Origin of the sequence: Ruoffia sp. FAM 20857, assembly GCF_045528645.1 — a bacterium.
GTDB lineage: Bacteria > Bacillota > Bacilli > Lactobacillales > Aerococcaceae > Ruoffia > Ruoffia halotolerans.
Genome location: NZ_JBGQRB010000027.1, coordinates 1 through 22,291, shown reverse-complemented (window position 1 = coordinate 22,291; position 22,291 = coordinate 1). Strand labels below are relative to the sequence as shown.

Genomic DNA, 22,291 nt, shown 5'->3' with positions numbered 1-22,291 from the left:
TTAGTTCATCACAGCACGAATACTTTCTTCATCAATTTGGATATCCGTACTTTGATTTTGCTCAACTTGATTATTGTCGGTTTGCTTTTGTTTTGAGCCATCTGAGTCACGTGATTGCAATAAAGTTAGTTCTTCGACAAGACATTCAATGACGTATCGGTCATTATTCTCGCTGTCTGTGTATTTGCGACTTTGCATCTTACCGGTGATGGCAATTTGATCCCCTTTGGCAGTATAGTTATGCAACAAATCAGCAAGATGGTTCCAAGCGACAAATGGAATAAAATCAGCCCGGCGCTCACCGTTTGCATCTTTTTGATAATGATTGATCGCAATAACATTATTAACAACACGACCATTTTGACCTACTTTATTTCGTCTAACATCTCGTACAATTCTTCCAACATACATTGCTTTATTCAAAAAATCACCCCTTTCTTTTTTGGTCTATATATATATACGTAAAAAAGGGGTGATTCCATTATTTTATTTTCAAATTTACACAAATTTTACATAAAATTTACAATTAACCGATTTCTTCTGCCATTTTTACAATTTTTCTTAAGCGGTGATTCACACCCGATTTTGAAATCGGTCCACCTGGTATTTGCTCTCCAAGTTCTTTTAAGCTCATATCTGGGTTACTTAATCTAAATTCTGCCATAACTTTTAGCTTGTCAGGTAAAGTTGTTAGTCCTTGATAATCATCAATTAAACGAATCGCTTCAAGCTGGCGTTGAGATGCATCAATGGTTTTGTTCATATTCGCATTTTCGCAATTTACTAAACGATTCACTGAATTACGCATGTCACGAACGATGCGAATATCCTCAAAGCGTAACACAGCACTTGATGCGCCAATAATCGCTAAGAAATCGGAAATCTTCTCCGCTTCTTTTAGATAAGTTATAAAGCCATTACGACGATTGATTGTCTTGGCATTTAAATCAAAATCATTCATCATTTGACAAATATCTTTATTATGTTCATCGTAACTTGAATAAATTTCTAAGTGATAATTATTTGACTCAGGATTATTTACAGAACCTCCAGCTAAGAATGCACCTCGTAAGTATGAACGTTTCTTTTGTTCATTCTCGGTAATATCACTTGTGACTTTTGTATTCAAGCCAATACCTAACATATCCAGAATATTCAAGTCTTCTAGAATTTCTTTCACTCTAATACGACAACGTACTATATATACATTGTTCTTCTTCAGCTTCATCTTGCGTCGAACAATTAATTCACCTTCGACTCCATAATGATCCTTTAAAAGTGTATAAATTCGGCGCGCGATTGCTGCGTTCTCACTTTGAATATTCAAAATGAACTTTTGTTGATATATACTTACAGCACCATTCATTCGAATCAGCGCAGTAAGTTCCGCTTTTGCATGCTCTCGGTGTACTTCTAATAGCGTACATTCTTTTTTTACGTCTGAAGCAAATGTCATCGTGCCTCACCTCTCTATCTTTATTACTATTGTGTCTTTTCTACTTTTCGGGGGGCTAATTTTAAAGAATTTAACAAGTAGCCTAATTCTTCGACAACTTTCTCAGTATCATGATATGCCCCACCATGTTTCATACTTAAAAATTCGCTAGAGATGACGCGACAATCTTCTTTACGTATGCCTTCAAAATCATGTTTAACTTGTAATAAATATTCTTCGTTTGGTTGTGTTCTAATATAATCTTCGGGGACTTCCGTTGTATTCACTAGAACTGTATCAATAAATTTATTATTCAAATGTTGATGGAGAACTTCTACATGATCGGCGTCGGTAAAGTTCTCAGTCTCACCTAATTGAGTCATAATGTTACAGATGTAGACAACTTCAGCATTTGTCTTGACAATGGCTTCACCAATCTCTTTAATCATTAAGTTTGGCAAGATACTTGTGTAAAGACTTCCTGGACCTAAGATAATCATATCTGCATCCATGATAGCATCAACCACACGGGGCGAAGCTTCTAAAGCTTCTTCTCCTTCTGTGGTTGTGACCAATACTTCTTTTATCTTCTTGCGGTGAGAAGCAATACTTGATTCTCCAACCGCAATAGTTCCATCTTCAAATAAAGCATTTAGTACCAGAGGATCTTGAGCTGCTGGTAATATTTGTCCTTGAATATGCATCCACCTTGATAACATGTCGATAGCATCTTGCATTGAACCATGCATTTCTTTTAAAGCGGCAATCAACAAGTTACCGATCGCATGGCCAGCTAAAAAATCATCCGTAGATTCAAAGCGATATTGAAATAAATCAATAAACTCTGGTTCACGTGCCGATAAGGCACTCATACAATTTCGAATATCTCCGGGAGGTACCACATTAATATAGTCTCTAATCACTCCACTACTTCCACCGTCATCAGCAACAGTAACAATAGCAGAAATACTTGCATTCAAATGTTTTAACCCTCGAAGTATTACCGGGAGGCCAGTCCCTCCTCCGATAACAGCCACTTTATAGCGTGGTTTGGCTTTTTCGCTCATGATCGATTGACCGATTCCTTATTTTTTAATTTATCGCGGTGCGAGACATTCACCACGTAATGATCATTTTCTAATTCTTGACCCATTCTCTTAGCTAAGGCAACTGAACGGTGTTTACCACCGGTACATCCAATAGCAATTGTCACGCTAGATTTACCTTCTTTTTTGTAACCTGGTAAACAGTATTTAATTAAATTCATAAATCGTGAATAAAATTCTTCTGTCTCCGGTTGCTTCATGACATAGTCATATACTTCCGTATCTAAGCCCGTTTTAGGTCTTAGCTCATCAACATAATGTGGATTCGGAAGGAATCGCACATCCATGACAATATCTGCATCGATGGGCACCCCAAATTTAAAGCCAAATGAGACCATTTCAATGTGGAATGGTTGATAAGTATCAGAAGCAAAGACTTCGATAATTTTCTCTCTTAATTGTCTTGGCGATAAATCTGTTGTATTAACGATCATTTGTGATCGTGCTCGAATGTCACTTAACATTTCTCGTTCTTTTTGAATTCCTGTAATGGTTCTCTCTTGTGTTGCCAAAGGATGCTTTCTGCGTGTTTCTTTATATCTAGATACTAAGGCTTGGTCATCGGCTTCTAAGAAGACAATACGTGTTGTAATGAATTGAGTGTTATCCATCTTGCCAATAACATTCTCTAATTCACTGAAGAATTCGCGTGTCCTTAAGTCAATCACAAGTGCGATTCGTGTAATTTTCCCTGATTCTTTCATTAATTCCCAAAATGTAGGAAGTAAATTTGGTGGCATGTTATCGATGCAATAATAACCTAAGTCTTCAAAACTTTGGACTGCGACAGTTTTTCCTGCCCCACTCATACCGGTAATTATTACTAATTCTAATGTATCAGACATGCATCTCGCCTCTTTCCCTTGATTTTAATATATTGTATCACAATCACATTGATTTTATTATGATTATCGTTTGAATATTCTGTTTGTCTAAATTTGCTTCCTTATATTATCAGTAATCGTCTAGTAAAAGCAATTTATTTTATTTCTTTAAATAAAAATCCAAACGATAATTAATCGAATACAAACTCCTTTCACCGCAGCATTCTAATTGAACGATATGCACAGATTGAAGCCAATATTCAGACTAATCATCATTTGGATACTCTTATTTAGACTAATTCAATTGTTACTCAGTTAATTTACGCATATCTGCTTCAATCGCTTCTGCTTTTTGATCAACCGTCTCACGATTGTCACCGCGTACTCCTAAGTATAATTTAATCTTAGGTTCTGTACCACTTGGTCTAAAAGCAACCCAGCTACCGTCTTCTAACGTATATTTTAATGCATCTGATGAAGGATAGTCTAAGCCTGCTGATTTACCGTCACCATATTGCACTGTTCCTTCTAGATAATCTGCTGCTTTATCGATAGATAAACCACCTAATTGAGACGGAGTATTTTTGCGAACTTGGCTCATAATGCTTGCCATCTTCTCTTTTCCAGATAAGCCTGGGAATGAAACTGAAATGGTCTTTTCAACGAAGTAGCCATATTTATCATAGATAGCTTCTAATGCATCACCTAAAGTACGACCAGCTTTTTTATGGAAAGCCGTTAATTCAGCTAGAATAACTAAAGCTTGGATCGCGTCTTTATCACGCACAAATGGTTGTACTAAGTAGCCAAAACTTTCTTCGAATCCCATTAAGAATGTATGTTCATTTGTTTCTTCATACTCCTTAATCTTCTCAGCAATAAATTTGAATCCAGTCAATACTTCGACCATTTCTAAACCATAGCTTTCAATAATCGCATCGGCTAAATCAGTTGATACGATTGATTTTACAGCAACACCATTGTCAGGTAATTCTCCTTTTTCGCGGCGGGCATTCAGAATATAATCTAACATGATGGATGCAATTTGATTCCCTGAAAGTAATTGGTATGAGCCGTCTGCGACACGAATCATTGCGCCTAAACGGTCAGCATCCGGGTCAGTTGCTAATAAGATATCAGCATCAACTGAACGGCCTAATTCTTCTGCTTGAACGAAAGCATCTGCGGACTCTGGATTAGGTGACTTAACTGTTGGAAAGTTTCCATCAGAATCTGCTTGTGATTTAACAACTTGAATGTTATCAAAGCCGATTTGCTCTAATGCTTTTAGACCAATCATTAAACCTGTTCCGTGTAATGGTGTGAAGACGATATTGACTTCATCTTTCATTGATTGCACTAAGTCTAAATCAACTGTGACAGCCTTCATCTCTTCTAAGTAAGCATTATCTACTCGTTCACCGATAATTTCAATGGTTCCTGATCCTAGCAAGTCTGTCTTATCTCCGACAGCTACTTCAAGTGGATTATTAATTGCGCGAACATATTCTGTTAATTTATCTGCTGCTTCTGGTGGCATTTGCCCACCATCTTCGCCGTAAACTTTGTATCCATTGTATTCGGCTGGATTGTGGCTCGCAGTAATCATAATACCAGCATATGTGTTTAAATGACGCACTGCAAATGAAAGGACAGGTGTTGGTCTTAAACTTTCATAAACGTAACTCTTGATGTCATGTTTTCCTAACACCATCGCTGCTTCCATAGCAAATTCAGGTGAGAAATGACGTGAATCGTAAGCAATCGCTACCCCGCGTTTTTTAGCATCTTCCCCGGCGTCTTCGATTAACTTCGCTAAGCCTTCTGTCGCTTGGCGAACAGTATAGATATTCATGCGATTTGTACCTGGTCCTAATACTCCACGCATCCCTGCAGTACCAAAACTTAAGTTCGCTCCGAAGGCATCTTCGCTTTCTTCGCGTGATAATTGATTCAGCTCTTCACTTAAATGTGTATCAAGTGACTTATGATTTTTCCATAGTTGATATATTTCTTCCCAAGACATAATTATCCCACCTTTTCTAATGTTATTTTTATTATAACATCATTTTATAATACAACAAAGGTTAACCTTTTCTGAATTAAAGCCTTTTCACAGTTCCCAAATTTTATTTATCGTTTTAGGCAATATATTACTTTAATCCGCGATATCTTTTATTATCTTTATCACTTTTCTTAGTAAATATTCCATAAATTTTTACATAAAAAATGACCAACTAAATTAGAGGTTAGTCTAATCCGTTGGTCATGCTTTATAAATTAGTTTACTTGGTTAATTGGATCTTTCAAGCTTTGAACATAGTCAAACGCGCCTTGTCCAGCAATACTACCGTCTCCGGCAGCTGTAACAATTTGGCGTAGGTGTTTTTGACGGATATCTCCAACTGCAAATAAACCTGGAACAGTTGTTTCCATGCGCTCATTGGTAATGATCCAGCCTTCTTCATCTGTGACACCTAAATTCTCAACAATATATGAGTTTGGTATTAGACCAATGTAGACAAATACACCATTCGTTTCAAAGTCTTCTACTTTGTTCGTTTTTACATTACGAATTGTGACTGAATTAACGCCATTTTCACCATTAATCTCTTCAACGACACTATCCCAAATAAAGTCAACTTTAGGGTTATTAAAGGCACGGTCTTGAAGTATTTGTTGCGCTCTTAATTGATCGCGTCGGTGTATGATTGTTACTTTATCAGCGAACTGCGTTAAGTAATTTCCTTCTTCAACAGCTGAATCTCCTCCACCAACAACAACTAAGTTACGGTCACGGAAGAAGAAACCATCACATACTGCACAGTATGACACACCTGAACCGCTTAAACGGTCTTCACCTGGAACACCTAACTCACGGTGATGGGCACCTGTTGCAATAACAACTGCGGGTGCGATATAAATTTTGTCAGCGGTATGAACATATTTCGTGGTTCCTGACACTTCAATATGAGTCACATCACCGTATAAGTGCTCTGCACCGAATTCCATCGAACTATCAAAGAATTTCCCTGCTAATTCAGGTCCACCAATTTTAGTATAGCCTGGATAGTTTTCGACATCTGCCGTATTAATTAATTCTCCACCAGGTGCACCTTTTTCAATTATAATTGTTTTTAAATTTGCGCGCGATGCATATAAGGCAGCGGTCATTCCACCTGGGCCTGCTCCGATTATAATTACATCTGCTTCAACACGTTCTTTTGTTATCTCTACCACTCGCTCTAACCTCCTAGGTTCGTCTGTTTAGTATTGTATATCATAGAGCTTTGATTGTTCTTAATCAATCTATTTGCTTAATACTATTTATTATATCTTATTTGTCAAGCGACTCTTCTTGTTTACCTTCACGTAACATCAATGATTCAATCGCATCTTCAACAGATATTTTCTTATCTGTGTATAGAGCCAAATAAAGCATATCCGTAATCGGCATGTCAATGCCATATTCTTTTGCTAATTCATAGGCCACTTTTACAGTTAATATCCCTTCAACTACCATGAACATCTTCTCGCTCACTTCTGCTCTCGAATAGCCTTTAGCAATCAAGGTTCCAGCTTGGAAGTTACGGGAATGTGGGCTTGTACAAGTTACAATTAAATCTCCTACTCCACTTAAGCCAATAAAGGTTAATGGATCTGCTCCTCGAGCAGTACCAAGTCTTGATATTTCAGCTAAACCTCTAGTAATCAAGGCTGCTTTTGCATTATCACCATAACCTAAACCAGATATAATTCCTGCGCCAACGGCAATAATATTTTTTAATGCGCCACCTAATTCAACCCCGATGACATCTGTATTGGTATACACTCTGAAATATCGATTCATAAATGCTTGTTGCACTGCTTGAGCAGCTTCAAGATTATCACTTGCCGCTGTTAAAGTTGTCACATCCTGGCGAGCAACCTCTTCAGCATGACTTGGTCCTGATAAGACAACGACATCTTGATAATTATCTTTATTTAGTACTTCTGTTAATACTTCGCTGATTCTTAGTTGCGTATTCATTTCCAAACCTTTCGAAGCATGCACAATCACTGGTGCTTGCGCTTGATCTTCAAGTAATGGATTTAATTCTTGTGCCATTTGTCTCATGGCATTGGTTGGGACAACTAATATAATCATTGATGCATTAGAGACAGCTTCAGATAAAGAAGTCGTTGCTTTAATTTCTTTCGGTAAAGATACATTGGGTAAATACTTTTCATTTGTATGTGTTTGATTTATCTCATCGATAATCGTTTGCTTTCTACCCCAAAGAACTGTGTCATGTTTGTTCTCACTTAATACTTTGGCTAAAGCACTTCCCCATGAACCTGAACCAATAATAGCAATCTTCATTATTCATCCTCATTTCTAACAACCCTTGATCGGTCATCTGTGTAGTAAGGCACCAGGTCTTTCCCTTTTAGACGAATCCAAAGTACAAGACCAATACCAATAACTACTAGAATAAGCGACAAGATTTGAGAAACTCGTAATGGACCGATATATAAACTATCTGTTCTTAGGCCTTCAATCCAAAAGCGTCCAATACCATACCAAATCATATAGAATGCAACGAGTTCACCACGTTTGAAGAAATCTTTACGGGGTCTTAGTAGGAGTAAGGCAATTAGACCGACTAAATTCCATAAAGACTCATATAAAAACGTCGGGTGATAATAAGTCCCATTAATATTCATTTGTTCAATAATAAAATTAGGCAGAGCTAAGTTTTCTAGAAAAGCTTTTGATACCGGCCCCCCGTGGGCTTCTTGGTTCATAAAGTTACCCCAACGCCCAATCAGTTGACCAGCAAAAAGTGCGGGTATCGCAATATCGAAGACATTAATGACACTGAGTTTGTATCTTTGACACAGTACATAAATTGTTATCGCACCACCGATAACACCACCGTAGATGGCCATTCCACCTTCCCAAACTCGGAATATACTTAATGGATCAGACAGATATGAGTTTGAAGAGAATATGACATAATAGATTCTAGCCCCTACTAAACCAAAAATCACTGTCCAAAAGAGCAAATCAAAAGACGTATCTGAATCAATTCCCTTACGGCTTGCTTCACGCGTAAATAAAATGTATCCGACTAAAATAGCCAACCCAATTATAATTCCATACCAACGGACCGGCCAGCCAAATAATTCAAAGGCAATCGGATCAATCGCTAAAAAATTCAATCCCATTCTATTGTTCCCCCACGGTTCTCTTGGATTAAATCACGTAATTTACTATTAAACGTTACTTTCGCATCATAACCCATTTGAGTCGCACGGAAATTCATTGCCGCAGATTCAACAATCGCAGCTAAGTTTCGCCCAGTTTTAACTGGGATACGAATCGAAGGCACTTGAACTTCGAATATTTGCTCATACTCTTTATCATAACCAAGGCGGTCATATTGTGTGTTTCCGTCATCCAATACTAAGTTGATAATGAGCTCTAATCGTTTACTACGACGAATCGCAGATACACCGTACAAGCTCATAATATCAATAATACCTAAGCCACGAATTTCAATCATGTTTTGTAGGATTTCTGGGGCTTCACCGTTTAAAGTCAATTCATCAATTTGATACAGCTCTACACGGTCATCCGCAATAAGTCGATGCCCTCGTTGAATCAGCTCTAAACCAATCTCAGACTTACCAATACCACTGGATCCAACTAACAATACCCCCATACCAAAGACTTCCAAAAAGACACCATGCTTTGAAAGTCTTTCAGCGAGTTTTCTCTCGAGATAATTCGTAATATTTGCTAACACCCGACTTGTTTTGGATCTAGCTGATAAGATAGGAATACCTAAAGAGTCCGCAACTGGGATTAATTCTTCAGGTATATCAATCTCACGTGATACGACAATCGCTGGCGTCTCATCCGTACACATTAATGAGAAGATATTTGATCTTTCTTCGGATGTCTTTTCACTTAAAAACGACATCTCAGTGCGTCCAATTAATTGGATACGTTCATGTGGATAATATTCTTTGTAACCTGTTAAAATAAGCCCAGGTCTTGAAACTTCACTTGAATAAATTTTGTTTGTTTTATACTCTTCACCATATATTAAATTGATATCTAACGTGTCTACTAACTCTTGTACAGTTACTGCATTAGTCATGACGTATATTCCTCCTGTGAATGATCTTATTTACTTCTAAATGTTATCACACAACTGCCCAACAATCACGAACCAAATATTAAATCATAACTTATATAGTAAAAAAATCTACACCTGCTTAATACAAGCAAGTGTAGACTTAGTTCAATTTATTTAATTTCGTTTAATTAGAAGTCATCCCAATTATCATTATCTTCGGGTGTTACATCTTTAGGTTTATTATTCGAAGAAGGTCTATCTGAACCGAATGGATTCGATTTTCTACTTTGACCACCATTAACTTGATAGTCATAAGGTAAGAGTAGCCCTAAAAGAATATATAACCAAAATCCTGATGACCCTACCCAAAGCAGGATAAAGAAGATTACTCGAACAATTGTCGGGTCAATATTGAAATATTCAGCTAATCCCCCACACACACCCATAATATGTTTATCTGTTGATGACTTAAATAATTTTTCACTTTGATTTGACATTTTATATCCCTCCATAATTTTTAATGTCTTGTTATGTTTATTATAACTCTTTTTTACTATCTTTTAAAAATATATCGCCAGAAGTTGTTGTGATGTTAACCATTGCATTATCTGTATCACCTGATACAATTCGATGGTAATGTGCTTTTTGTTTAGTTGGATGCTCGTCAATACTTTCAAGATTTGATAAGCGGTTTTTCACTTCACCGTGGGTAGTCTTACTGTCAATGGTTAAATTCATTTGACTTGGCAGCGATAACTTAACATCCCCACTCACTGTCTTGATTTTAACATTCGCATCATTCGTATCTTTTTTCGTTAGATAAAAGTCACTGTTTAAAGTGTCTGCTGATAAGTTTCGGATGTAACCATTCACTCGAACATCCCCATTTAAGTCACTCATCACTAGTGTATCAATCGGTGAGTTTTGAATATTAATATCACCGTTTAATAATTCTAATGATACTTCATTTGCTGTAACTTTATTTAAGATCACATCTCCATTTTTGTTTTTAACTACAATTTCTTTACTAGTTAAACCATCTAAATCGATTTCGCCGTTCAGCAATTGAATTTGGAATCGATCAACATCTCCTTGAGGGACTTTGATTGTACCGTCAACTGAGAATTTCGGTGATGTCACTTTCAATACAAAGCGGTTATCAATGATACCGATCGTATTTACTTCTTCAAAGTGCTCTTTAGACGTTTCTTCATGGCTACCATGGAATCGTACTTGTGCATCAACGACAATATTGTCACCGTCATGGCTCACTACTTCAACAGAACCATTATATAATTCAATCTCAAAGCGATTTACTCCTTCAACGGGATACGTAAATTCATAATCTTGTGAACTTGTCTTGATCCATGGTACTTGGAAAGAAACATTAACATCTTTTAAGTTAAAGTTCTCTAAAAATGATTTAGATTGTTCTGTGACGAATGAACCCCATTTTTTACCTTCACGGGATGCTTCTTTTCCAAAGTGTGTGGCTGCTTCAGCAAATTTCTCTGAACGGTTATTGAAGAATTCTTTGAAATCTTGCTTGTTAGATTCTTTACTCCAGCCTAAGGCCTCTTTTTCTCTTTGTAATTCAGTAAATTCACTTTGTAAAATATCTAATTCAGCTTGAATGTGATCTCTTTTTTCAATAGTATTTGCTTTTTGTTCAATCATTTCAAGGGTTAAATCATCTAATTCTTCAAATATCTCAATCTCACGTATGCGTTGTTTGCAGATTACTAATTTTTCATTCTCTTTAGCTATCTTTTCGTTCAATGCTTGAATTTCAGTGTTAATTTCTGCTAAACGTGCTTGATTATTCTTAACTTTCTCAGTATCTTCAGTTTCTTCAAACTCAGACCATTCTTCAGAGTCGGCCTTTTTCTCAGTGCTATCCTTAAAGTAGTCACCCATACATTTAGCAAAGTCTTTTCCTTGATTAAAGACTTCTTCAAATGTCTGATTAATACTTGCTTCTGTCTCTTTCTCAGTGTCGTCTGGTGTTTGAGTCGTTTTTTCATCTGTTGTTGTCGTTGATTCTGATAAAGTATCATTATTTGATGCCGCTTCTAATAAATCAAGTGCTTCTTCCATAGAAATAACATTTTGTTTTACTAGCTCAATTATACGCTCTTTTTCATTCATATCAGTTTACCTCCAATGATTTTTATCTCCTGCTTCTCTACACTTATTATTATGTCATCGATTGTCAAGGACTTCATAGGTCTAGAGCCCTATTTTTACTTAGTTGTAAGTCAATGTATATCCAAATTTGTTAACGGACATATCTTTTGCTTTCGTTCTATCTATATTATGCATGCAAATGGATCTAAATTCATTGGACTATAGACCCATATTTTGAATAAAATAAAAAAGCTAACGGATTTCCCGCTAGCTTTAGTAAATATATTTAGTTAATGATGCCAAATACGAGTGCTGCTAATGCTGCTCCAACAATCGGCGCCAATACTGGTATCCAAGAGTAACCCCAGTCAGAGTCTCTCTTTTGTTTAATTGGTAAGATCGCGTGAGCAATACGTGGACCTAAGTCACGTGCAGGATTAATTGCATAACCCGTTGTTCCTCCTAAAGATAAACCAATTCCGATAATTAAGATACCGACACAAATTGTTGATAAACCTGGGGCAATATCGTATTTCGAAAAGCTTAAGATACCAAACATTAATACAAATGTCCCTAATAATTCCCCAATAAAGTTTGAAACTGTATTGTAAATTTCTGGTCCTGTAGAAAACGTTCCTAAGATGGCTGATGAATCTTCAGTCACATCAAAATGTGGTTTGTATTGTACCCAGACTAAGACAGCTCCTAAAAATGCCCCAAGCATTTGTGCGATTGTATAAGGTATGACTGAACTCCAAGGTGTACTTCCTTCAATAGCGAAAGCGATCGTTACCGCTGGATTTAAATGCGCAGGACTCATATAACCTGAAGCTAAAGCTCCTAATGTTACTGCAATCCCCCAACCAATCGTAATTGATAACCAACCCGCACCATTACTTTTTGTTCCTTTAAGTAAATTCCCAGCAACAATCCCGTCTCCTAATAAGACTAAGATTAACGTTCCTATAAATTCTCCAACTAGCTCTGTTCCCATTTTTTCCCCTTTTACATATTAAATTTTTATTATTTTGCGTTGTTTTTTAATTCTTTTAAATCATTTTCAGCTAATACAGCAGCTAACTCATCTAAGTGTGCTTGTTTTTCTTCTTCAGACCATTCAAAGTATCTTGCCATTTCATTCGTAATTGGAAGTGTTAAATCATCCAGAGTTTCACGCATGAATAGTAAGTGATTTGTTCTTCTTAAGAAATAATCTACAGGAGTTAAAGCCATCTCTTCTCTCATTGTATAATGCAATACCAGTGTATCGCGTAAACTTAAGCCTTCAGCCGCTTCAAGGGTTGTAACTAAGTTGAATACACGTGGTGCATTTGAGCCAAAGACTCTAGCGATATAACTTGCGTCTGCTTTGTCTAAACCACGTTTCACACCTAATTGAGCAAAAGTTTCTAATTCTGAATCCACATTTGCTGGATTTAATTCTCCACCAGAGACTGGATAAGTTTTTGAATTAACTAAAGTAAATTGCTTTTGATATTGTGTTGAAAGAATCTCAATAATTGCTTTCATTGCTCCTTCAGCCATCTTACGGTAATCCGTAATTTTTCCTCCAGCTAGTGTAATTAAGCCGTTATCATCAATATCTAAAGAACTTCCACGAGATACCGCTGAAGGGTCGTTAGCTTTCTCAGACGTACTTGTTTCAATTTGTCCGATAGCTTCTTCAACGTCTTCACGCGTTGTTTCTTTATTTAAGTAAGCACCTACAGTTGAAATTAAATGATCAAAACTCTCATCCGAGATTGAACCATTATTCCCACCATTATAATCGGATGCTTTATTACCTGAAATTAACGGACGTAACCCTGCCCAGCTACTCTCAACATCATGAATTGAAATATTCGCTTCGGGGAAACGATTATTCACAATGCCTAATAAGTAATCAACATCTTCTTGAGTCACTGTTGGATGAGCTAAATCACCTGTGTAATCTGTATCGGTCGTTCCAAAGTATGTTTTATTCTCTCTTGGAATGACAAAGACCATACGCCCATCACCTAAGCCAGTATCAAAGTATGTTGGTTGAGGTACTTTAATCTTGCTATTATCTACGACTAAATGAACTCCTTTAGTTGGACGCATTTGTTGGATTTGGTCATCTTCTTTATTTAAATTACGTACTAAATCACTCCAAGGCCCACTTGTGTTAATTACCGTACGTGCTTTAATTTCAAATGTTTCGCCTGATAACATATCTTTAGCAACCACACCATTAATTTGTCCTTCTTCATTGAATAAAAACGACTCAGCTTTCACACGACTAGCAATGAGTGCGCCATCTTGGTTTGCGCGCTTGATATTCTCAATGACTAAACGCGCATCATTATTGTTGTAATCTAAGTATTGCCCACCACCAACTAAGCCTTCTGCCTTAATTTGAGGTTCACGTTCCAATACTTCTTCTTTCGTTAAAGTTTTATTTGCCAAAGGTGAATTGCTAACGCCGGCTAATAAATCATATAAATCCATGGCTACTTTCAAACGGAACATATTAAATGTCGCATTTGGCTCATCATAAACCGGTAATAACATTGGATCTGCTTTAGGAATATGAGGCGCGATTTGTTGTACAACTGCACGTTCTTGGACAGTATCTGAAACAACTTCAACATCAAATTGTTTCAGATAACGAATGCCTCCATGAACGAGTTTCGTTGAACGACTACTTGTTCCTTCAGCGAAATCCTGCATCTCTATTAGACCTGTTTCTAACCCACTGGCAGCAGCTTGAATCGCCACTCCTGCTCCAGTGATTCCTCCACCGATAATTAATAAATCAAGGGTACGGTCTTGTAACTTCTCAATCGCTCTTTGGCGTGTATCTTTAGAAAATTTCATGATTATTCCTCTCCTTCTTCCATCTCAACTTCATCTTGTGCAAAGACACGTGTCGCATGAACTGCTTTTTTCCAACCTTTGTATAATTGTTCTTTACGTGCATTATTCATTGATGGTGTAAATGTTTCGGCTGTTTCGTTCAATTTCTTAATTTCATCTAAATCTTTCCAGTATCCTACGGCTAAACCAGCTAAGAAGGCAGCACCTAGAGCAGTTGTCTCTAAGTTTTTAGCGCGAGCAATTTCTGTTCCGATAATATCTGATTGGAACTGCATTAAGTAATTATTCATTGCAGCCCCACCATCTACTTTTAATAAAGGTATTTTAATCCCTGTATCCATTTGCATGGTGTCAATAACGTCTCTCACTTGATACGCGATGGACTGTAGTGTTGCTTTAATAAAGTCTTCCTTCGTTGTCCCGCGTGTTAATCCAAAGACAGATCCGGTCGCATCTGAATCCCAGTAAGGCGCACCTAAACCTGTAAAGGCAGGAACAACATATACTTCATCATTATTGCTTGAGTTTCTTGCATAATCTTCAGACTCAACTGAATCGCTAAACATACGCATTCCGTCACGTAACCATTGAATGGCACTTCCGGCAATAAAGATTGACCCTTCAAGAGCATAATAGATTTTTCCGTTAATTCCATAACCAATTGTCGTTAATAAATTATTCTTAGATAATTCAAAATCCTCTCCAGTATTCATAATAATAAATGAACCTGTTCCATACGTGTTTTTGACCATTCCTGGTTCAAAAGCTAATTGACCAAATAAGGCTGCTTGTTGGTCCCCAGCCATACCACTAATAGGCACTTCTCCACCATAGAAGTGGAACGGTTTCGTTGTCCCGTATACTTCCGAGTTAGATTTCACTTCTGGTAGTAAGCTACGAGGAATATTTAACAACTCTAAAATCTCGTCATCCCACTCTAAATCCTTAATGTTATAAAGCATCGTTCTAGAAGCATTAGAGTAATCAGTGACGTGAGTCGCTCCATCTGTTAATTTCCAAACTAACCATGTATCAATTGTCCCGAATAATAATTCACCTCGCTCAGCCCGTTCTTGAGCGCCCTCAACATTATCTAAGATCCAACGAATTTTTGTCGCTGAGAAATACGCATCTACGATCAAACCTGTCTTTTGGTGAATCATATCTGCATGACCGTCTTGTTTCAATTGTTCAGCGATATCCGCTGTTTGTCTAGATTGCCAAACAATCGCGTTATAAATAGGTAATCCTGTCTTTTTATCCCAAATAACAGTCGTCTCACGTTGATTCGTAATTCCGATTGCACTAATATCTGATGGTTTAATACCGCTTTCAATAAATGCCCCCGCAATGACTGATTGAACTGAGTTCCAAATCTCATTCGCATTATGTTCAACCCAACCTGCTTTAGGAAATATTTGAGTAAACTCTTTTTGATAACTCGCTACTTTTCCGCCCTGTTTGTTAATTATCAGCGCTCGTGAACTCGTCGTACCTTGATCAATCGACAAAATATACTTTTCTTCCATCTTAATCCCCCTATTAATCTGTAAGCAATTATTATTTATGTTTAGAAATCGCTTTCTTTGTGATTATATTGTATCTCTTAAAGTTAATTTGTAACTATCGCGTTTTTTAGAATTATTTAAAAAAATGAGAGCGCTGTCCAAAAAAGATGAAACACTGGCTTCAAGAATTAAAGTCAGTGTTTCAAATAATAATTAATTTTCGCTATTAAATAATCTTTGAATGATGATTTCTAATTGTCTCATATCAAAGTGATTTGGCAAGCCTTTGAGGTAATAGTAGGGAACCGGATAATCTCTGTCATAAGCATTAGAGACAATTAAATTAAAGTATTTTCTTTTGTCATATATTTCCACACTTACTAAACGATTGACCTCAAGCCTTTGACGCATGACTGATAGTATCGGTAATTTTTCTGTTTCATCACCAATAAGGTCTAGCCCGATACTTATTGTCATAGGCATCTGGTAAACAACATAAGACAGCACTTCTGTTAAGGTCCATTCTGCCTCCTTATAAGCATCACCTAATTCTTTTTGGTCGTAGTGATAGATATTTGTGATGACATCCTCAAGTAAGGGGATCGCTAGGTCTTCATTTTCTAGATTCATGCCATGTTTAATGAGTGATCGATCTAACTCATAATCAATGCTACGTTCAATAATTGCACCTTTAAAGAAGTATAATCTCCCAAGTATTTGGTTTAATGAATACATTCCTTGTTCATTTAGATTTTCTTGGCTTGAAACCGTTGAGCGAATATATTGCAAGCCCGTTGTTGTCGCCTCACTAACTGGCCCACCGTAACCTAAACTTCTTTCCATGACAAATGCAGGTAGAATAGACATTGTTGTCATAAACATAAACTGACACATAGCCTCTTCCTCTTCACTTTCTAGGGCATAGCGACTTAAAAATACTAGCGTGTTCTGTCGAATTTGTTGATAGAAACGATGTGAATAATAAGGTTTCATCAACTCTTTTAAAGCGCTAAAATCCTTATATTTAACGCCCATTCTTTGACGCGTTATCATGAGCCATAAACCTATTTCTGCTTCTCTATCCACAAAAGTATCCTGCCCCCAAAGCTGTTGAAAAGAACGAATCACTTGTTGACTTTCTTTTGATTGTGCTAATTTACTTAATCGTTTTTTAGGTTCGACTAGAGTATATAAACGAAAGTAAAAATAGCGAATCTGATGTTCAGGCCCCCTAATACGCCCACTTCGAACGGCTAAATAAAATTCTTCTAGTAATACATTCAAAGAAACTAATTGACGGTGAAACGTCGCTTCACTAATGAGTAATTCTTGTGATAGCTTTTGAACCGTATACTCTTCGACTTTAAATAAATAGTCCAGAATCTGATATTTTAAAGAATAAGGTAAGAATAGTTGCACGATATCTTGCTTTGTAACATGTGGTCCCAAGTTTAATCCTAGGCGGTCATTGATGAGCTGAATACATAATGGAAAACCTTGTGAATCGGCTAATTCATTCAAATCTTCGACGTATTTTAATAAAGTCACTTTCGACAAGGCTGTTTGCGCCATTGCCTCTTTAATTTCGAGATCCGTCGAATGATTAATTAATGTAGATAATAGAACCCATAGGCCACGCTCACGTTTCTCAAATAAATCTTCAATTACCATCTAAAAACACCTCACTCATACGCTTTTGATAGCTCTTTAAGGCACAAGCATAAATACACTCACTCATTGAAAATTCTCCTCTATAAAAAAGTCGATCTTGAAAAGCCAGTGCTTCATCTGTCATTTGTGCATTTATCGAAATCGCGAGTAAATCAGCCAGAGTTAAAATATCACTTTGTGAATAAACTTGCGCTCCAATCAACTGTCCTGTTTCTTTCTTTGTGATGAGTTTAACCGTTATCTGAGATGGATTTTCTTTTGATAATTCTTTCTCAAGCATCGTTGTTTCAATTGGATAAAACAATGCAGCTTCTTGCTCTGTTAAGCCCACACTGACCATGTATAAGCCGAATAATTGACTTCCGGTCACTCGTAAAGATTGGGGCACGGTGCTTGTTTTTTGATAGAGATTCATCGCCGCAATTTTCCCGCTAAGATAGGCATGGTTCACTAATGGTAAATAATAATCTGTCTCTGTATAAGCATAAGGCGCTCGAATTAAATCCCCCACTGCAAACACATCAGCCATACTCGTCTGTAAATATTCATCCACTTCGATTGTTTTATCTAAATGGCAATGAACTTGATCTTCAATTAACTTTGTATTGGGACGGAAATTCACAGCGAGCATCACATGGTCTGTCAGTATTTCAATATCTTGTGATAATATAACGTTTAATTCTGTATCCTGTGAGTGAATGCTTTCGACATAATGTCCTTTAATCACGTTGATGCCACTTTCTTGTATTTTTTCCTCTAATAATTGAGTCATATCTGAGTCGAAATATTTGAAAGCCAGTTGATCAGAAGCTTCAACTATGGTCACATTTTTAGCAACTTGCTTGAAAGCATCCGCTGCTTCAAGACCAATTTGCCCTCCACCAGCAATGAGAATCCGTTCTGCCCCTTCAATTTCCTGTAAGGCCTTCTTACTCGCTTCTAACGTTTTCGTCGTTAACACTTGAGGATGATTTGAACCCAAAATACGTTCTGAAATTGGACTTGAGCCCATAGCCAAAATCAGCTTGTCATAGCGATAACTTTCATGTGTATTTTCATCTTCTACTAAGAGTGATTTATTTGCCAAATCAATATCTAATACTTCATTGTTTAGTAATAACTCAACCCCACTAGCTTCTAATTGTTCTTCGTTAATAAATGTTTTATCACTTAAATGTTTTAATTCTTCTTTTAACAATAAATTTAAACTACTGGGGATATGTCCAATATTTCCTTCTTTCTCAATGATGAGTACTCGTTTATTGGGATATAATTGCCTAGCTGTCAAGGCAGACGATACTCCAGCAAAGGATGAGCCAACGATAATTATTTCTGCATGATTCAAAGCTTACCACTCCCTTTTATATGTGTAACGTTTCCAATTTCGTTCTATCTTTTATAGTATAACAAAGCGAATTCCTCGAGTCACTTGTTCAAAGAAGATTAAGTGAATTCAGCTAGTCATAAAAATGGGAGGCTTCTAAAAGTTCGAATCTCCGCATAAAAAAGCCCAACCTAGTGGTAGTGCCACCACTAGGTTGGGTTCTTGATATGAGGACATTGTTGAACGCCTCAATCATTTCGATTATTTATCTTTATCCATGACGTATTTTAAATATTGTCCTGTAAAGCTGCCTTCAACTTCAGCCACTTCTTCAGGAGTTCCGGTAGCGATGACTTCTCCACCACGGATCCCCCCTTCAGGACCCATATCGATAATGTAGTCAGCTGTCTTAATAACATCTAAGTTATGCTCAATCACAACGACGGTATTACCTGCATCTACTAAGCGATTCAATACTGTAAGTAATTTCTTAATATCATGTGCGTGTAAACCAGTCGTTGGCTCATCTAAGATATAGAATGTATCTCCTGTTGAAACACGTTGTAGTTCAGAGGCAAGCTTCATTCTTTGTGCTTCACCACCAGATAAAGTTGTCGCTGATTGTCCCAATCGCACGTAACCTAAACCAACATCGACTAAGGTTTGGATTTTGCGTTTGATTTTCGGAATCGCATCAAAGTATACTAAAGCTTTATCAATCGTCATATCTAACACATCTGAAATTGATTTCCCTTTATATTTGATTTCAAGTGTTTCTGAATTATAGCGCGTTCCATGACAAACTTCACATGGAACATACACATCTGGAAGGAAATGCATCTCGATTTGCTTAATTCCGCCACCTTTACATGCTTCACATCGTCCGCCCTTAACGTTAAAACTAAAACGGCCTTTATCATATCCACGTATCTTCGCTTCATTTGTTTGAGCAAATAACCCGCGAATGTCATCGAATACACTAGTATATGTTGCAGGGTTACTTCTTGGTGTACGTCCAATTGGACTTTGATCAATATCAATGACTTTTTCAAGCCCTTCAAAGCCCTCTATGGATTCGAATTTACCTGGTCGTTCTTTTGTACTTGTTAAGCGTTTTGCTAATGCAATTTTTAAAATGCTGTTCACTAAACTACTTTTACCTGAACCAGACACTCCAGTAACACAAGTGAATCGCCCGATTGGGAAAGACGCTTCAACATTTTGCAGATTATTTTCTTCTGCTCCTTTGACTGTTACCCAACCTTTATCTTCATTGCGTCGAGTTTTAGGCACTTCAATTTTTTCTTTTCCAGATAGGTATTTACCTGTTAGAGAATTCTCATCAGCTTGAACTTCTTCAGGCGTTCCAATAGAAACAATTTCTCCGCCTAATTCACCGGCACCTGGCCCAATATCAATTAAGTAATCTGCAGCCATCATTGTTTCTTCATCATGTTCAACAACAACGAGCGTATTACCTAAATCACGCATTCTTTGTAATGATTGAATTAAACGAGCATTATCTCTCTGATGTAAACCAATTGAAGGTTCATCCAGGATATATAATACCCCACTTAAGTTCGAACCAATTTGTGTCGCTAGACGGATCCGTTGCGACTCTCCACCTGAGAGTGAACCTGCTACTCGACTCATTGTTAAATAATCCAGTCCCACTTCATTTAAGAAAGTCAATCGATCATCGATTTCCTTAATGATTGGATCGGCAATCATCGTATCAGTCACTGAGAAGTCAATAGTTTCAAAGTGTTTTTTAGCATCACCAATTGACATTGCTGTTACTTCGGCGATGTTTTTGTCTGATACACGAACGGATAAGGCTTCTTCATTTAAGCGAGTACCTTTACATGTTGGACACGTTAATTCATGCATATATTCTCGCATAACATCACGCGTGTAGTCAGAATTTGTGTCATTATAACGTCTTTGAACATTATTAAAGACACCTTCAAACGTATTCTCCGTCGTCTTCGTTTCGCCTCGCATTGTTTTGAATGTGAACGAAAAAGTTGCGTCCGGATCTCCGTATTTTAACACTTCTTGTTGTTCACTGGTTAAACCTTTATATGGAACATCCGTTGGAATATTATTTTGTTTTGAAAATTGATCGATCATTGATGGATAATAATTTGAACTAATTGGATTCCAAGGTGCAAAAACACCTTCTTCGATGCTTAAGCTATCATCCGGAATAATCAATTCTTCATCGACTGTTAAACGTGAGCCTAAACCATCACAACTTGGACAAGCACCAAATGGTGCGTTGAAAGAAAAAAGTCTAGGTTCTAATTCATCGATGGAGAAATCACAAAACGGACAAGCAAAATGTTCATTAAAGTACATTTCTTCTTCCCCGATAACATCAATAACCATGTAACCTTCAGAGAATAAAAGTGCTTGTTCAACTGAATCAAATAAACGTGATCTCACGCCATCTTTAATAGCTATACGGTCAACAACCACTTCAATCGTATGTTTTTTATTCTTTTCTAATTCGGGAACCTCTGATACATCATAGATTTCCCCATCAACACGCACACGGATATAGCCATCCTTGCTTATTCTTTCTAATAATTTCTTGTGTTGTCCCCGTTTGTCACGCACAGCAGGTGATAGAATTTGGATACGTGTTCTGTCTGGTAATTCTAAGATTCGATCTACCATTTGCTCTAGGCTTTGTCGTTCGATTGGAATATCGTGATTTGGACAATAAGGTGTCCCCACTCGAGCATATAGAAGTCTTAAGTAGTCGTTAATTTCTGTTGCTGTTCCGACAGTAGAACGTGGATTTTGACTGGTTGTTTTTTGGTCAATTGAGATTGCTGGGCTCAAACCTTCAATAGAATCTACATCTGGTTTATCCATTTGTCCTAAAAACTGTCTAGCATATGCAGATAAACTTTCTACATATCGTCTTTGTCCTTCGGCATATAAGGTATCAAAAGCTAACGAGCTTTTTCCTGAACCAGATAAACCAGTCATAACCACTAATTTATCTCTAGGAATTTCTACATCGAGATTCTTTAAGTTATGTGTTCTTGCGCCTTTTACGATTATATTTTTTTGAGCCATATATAACTTTCTCTCCTCAATAATGTTGTATTTACCTTTTGTAAGTATAACACAAAACTCAAACATTTGTTCGTAAAAAGATTGCAAATAGAAATCGAGTAGGAGACTAGCCATTATTTGACTAGTCGACCTCTCACACCACCGTGCGTACGGTTCCGTACACGGCGGTTCAATACCTTGCGTAAGCAGACTCTACCAATTCGCTTAGTGGAACTAAGC

The 22,291-nt window shown here is 37.1% G+C and carries 17 protein-coding genes; all 17 read right to left on the bottom strand.

What is annotated here, in order from left to right:
* The gene (locus ACEN4N_RS07420) at positions 1–423 is read right to left on the bottom strand and encodes a single-stranded DNA-binding protein (RefSeq protein ID WP_407089474.1); all 423 of its coding nucleotides are present in this window, start codon (positions 421–423) and stop codon (positions 1–3) included.
* Positions 424–526: 103 nt separating this feature from the next.
* Entirely contained in the window at positions 527–1,456 is a 930-nt protein-coding gene (whiA, locus tag ACEN4N_RS07415) for a DNA-binding protein WhiA (protein ID WP_138404435.1), read from the bottom strand.
* A gap of 26 nt (positions 1,457–1,482) precedes the next feature.
* Positions 1,483–2,502: a uridine diphosphate-N-acetylglucosamine-binding protein YvcK gene (gene yvcK / locus ACEN4N_RS07410; RefSeq protein ID WP_407089473.1), complete on the bottom strand. Its 1,020-nt coding sequence runs from the start codon at positions 2,500–2,502 to the stop codon at positions 1,483–1,485.
* Positions 2,499–3,386 carry an RNase adapter RapZ gene (rapZ, locus tag ACEN4N_RS07405; protein ID WP_138404437.1) on the bottom strand — a complete coding sequence of 296 codons (888 nt, stop codon included), beginning with the start codon at positions 3,384–3,386 and terminating at the stop codon, positions 2,499–2,501. Before rapZ ends, yvcK begins: the two co-directional genes overlap by 4 nt.
* A 286-nt stretch (positions 3,387–3,672) precedes the next feature.
* Positions 3,673–5,391 carry a phospho-sugar mutase gene (locus ACEN4N_RS07400; RefSeq protein WP_407089471.1) on the bottom strand — a complete coding sequence of 573 codons (1,719 nt, stop codon included), beginning with the start codon at positions 5,389–5,391 and terminating at the stop codon, positions 3,673–3,675.
* Positions 5,392–5,645: 254 nt separating this feature from the next.
* Positions 5,646–6,605: a thioredoxin-disulfide reductase gene (gene trxB, locus ACEN4N_RS07395; protein WP_328803159.1), complete on the bottom strand. Its 960-nt coding sequence runs from the start codon at positions 6,603–6,605 to the stop codon at positions 5,646–5,648.
* A 97-nt stretch (positions 6,606–6,702) separates the two neighbouring features.
* Positions 6,703–7,728, bottom strand: coding sequence for an NAD(P)H-dependent glycerol-3-phosphate dehydrogenase (locus tag ACEN4N_RS07390; RefSeq protein ID WP_407089470.1), 1,026 nt, complete (start codon positions 7,726–7,728; stop codon positions 6,703–6,705).
* Positions 7,728–8,576 carry a prolipoprotein diacylglyceryl transferase gene (lgt, locus tag ACEN4N_RS07385; protein WP_218931594.1) on the bottom strand — a complete coding sequence of 283 codons (849 nt, stop codon included), beginning with the start codon at positions 8,574–8,576 and terminating at the stop codon, positions 7,728–7,730. The genes ACEN4N_RS07390 and lgt overlap by 1 nt, the downstream gene beginning before the upstream one ends.
* Positions 8,567–9,514: an HPr(Ser) kinase/phosphatase gene (gene hprK, locus ACEN4N_RS07380; protein ID WP_407093961.1), complete on the bottom strand. Its 948-nt coding sequence runs from the start codon at positions 9,512–9,514 to the stop codon at positions 8,567–8,569. Before hprK ends, lgt begins: the two co-directional genes overlap by 10 nt.
* Positions 9,515–9,681: 167 nt before the next feature.
* The gene (locus ACEN4N_RS07375) at positions 9,682–9,990 is read right to left on the bottom strand and encodes a PspC domain-containing protein (protein ID WP_338490077.1); all 309 of its coding nucleotides are present in this window, start codon (positions 9,988–9,990) and stop codon (positions 9,682–9,684) included.
* A 40-nt stretch (positions 9,991–10,030) separates the two neighbouring features.
* Positions 10,031–11,641, bottom strand: a complete 1,611-nt coding sequence (locus ACEN4N_RS07370; RefSeq protein ID WP_407089468.1) for a DUF4097 family beta strand repeat-containing protein — start codon at positions 11,639–11,641, stop codon at positions 10,031–10,033.
* 265 nt (positions 11,642–11,906) lie between these two features.
* Positions 11,907–12,614: an MIP/aquaporin family protein gene (locus tag ACEN4N_RS07365; protein ID WP_407089467.1), complete on the bottom strand. Its 708-nt coding sequence runs from the start codon at positions 12,612–12,614 to the stop codon at positions 11,907–11,909.
* A gap of 29 nt (positions 12,615–12,643) precedes the next feature.
* Complete coding sequence (glpO, locus tag ACEN4N_RS07360) at positions 12,644–14,479, bottom strand: type 1 glycerol-3-phosphate oxidase (protein ID WP_407089466.1); 1,836 nt, start codon at positions 14,477–14,479, stop codon at positions 12,644–12,646.
* Between the two features lie 2 nt (positions 14,480–14,481).
* The gene (gene glpK / locus ACEN4N_RS07355) at positions 14,482–16,008 is read right to left on the bottom strand and encodes a glycerol kinase GlpK (protein WP_407089465.1); all 1,527 of its coding nucleotides are present in this window, start codon (positions 16,006–16,008) and stop codon (positions 14,482–14,484) included.
* A gap of 192 nt (positions 16,009–16,200) precedes the next feature.
* Positions 16,201–17,658, bottom strand: coding sequence for a helix-turn-helix domain-containing protein (locus tag ACEN4N_RS07350; protein WP_407093960.1), 1,458 nt, complete (start codon positions 17,656–17,658; stop codon positions 16,201–16,203).
* Positions 17,648–19,003, bottom strand: coding sequence for an FAD-dependent oxidoreductase (locus ACEN4N_RS07345; RefSeq protein WP_407089463.1), 1,356 nt, complete (start codon positions 19,001–19,003; stop codon positions 17,648–17,650). Before ACEN4N_RS07345 ends, ACEN4N_RS07350 begins: the two co-directional genes overlap by 11 nt.
* Positions 19,004–19,243: 240 nt before the next feature.
* A complete protein-coding gene (gene uvrA / locus ACEN4N_RS07340) occupies positions 19,244–22,072 on the bottom strand; it encodes an excinuclease ABC subunit UvrA (RefSeq protein WP_407093959.1) in 2,829 nt (942 codons plus the stop codon).
* Positions 22,073–22,291: the final 219 nt, after the last annotated feature.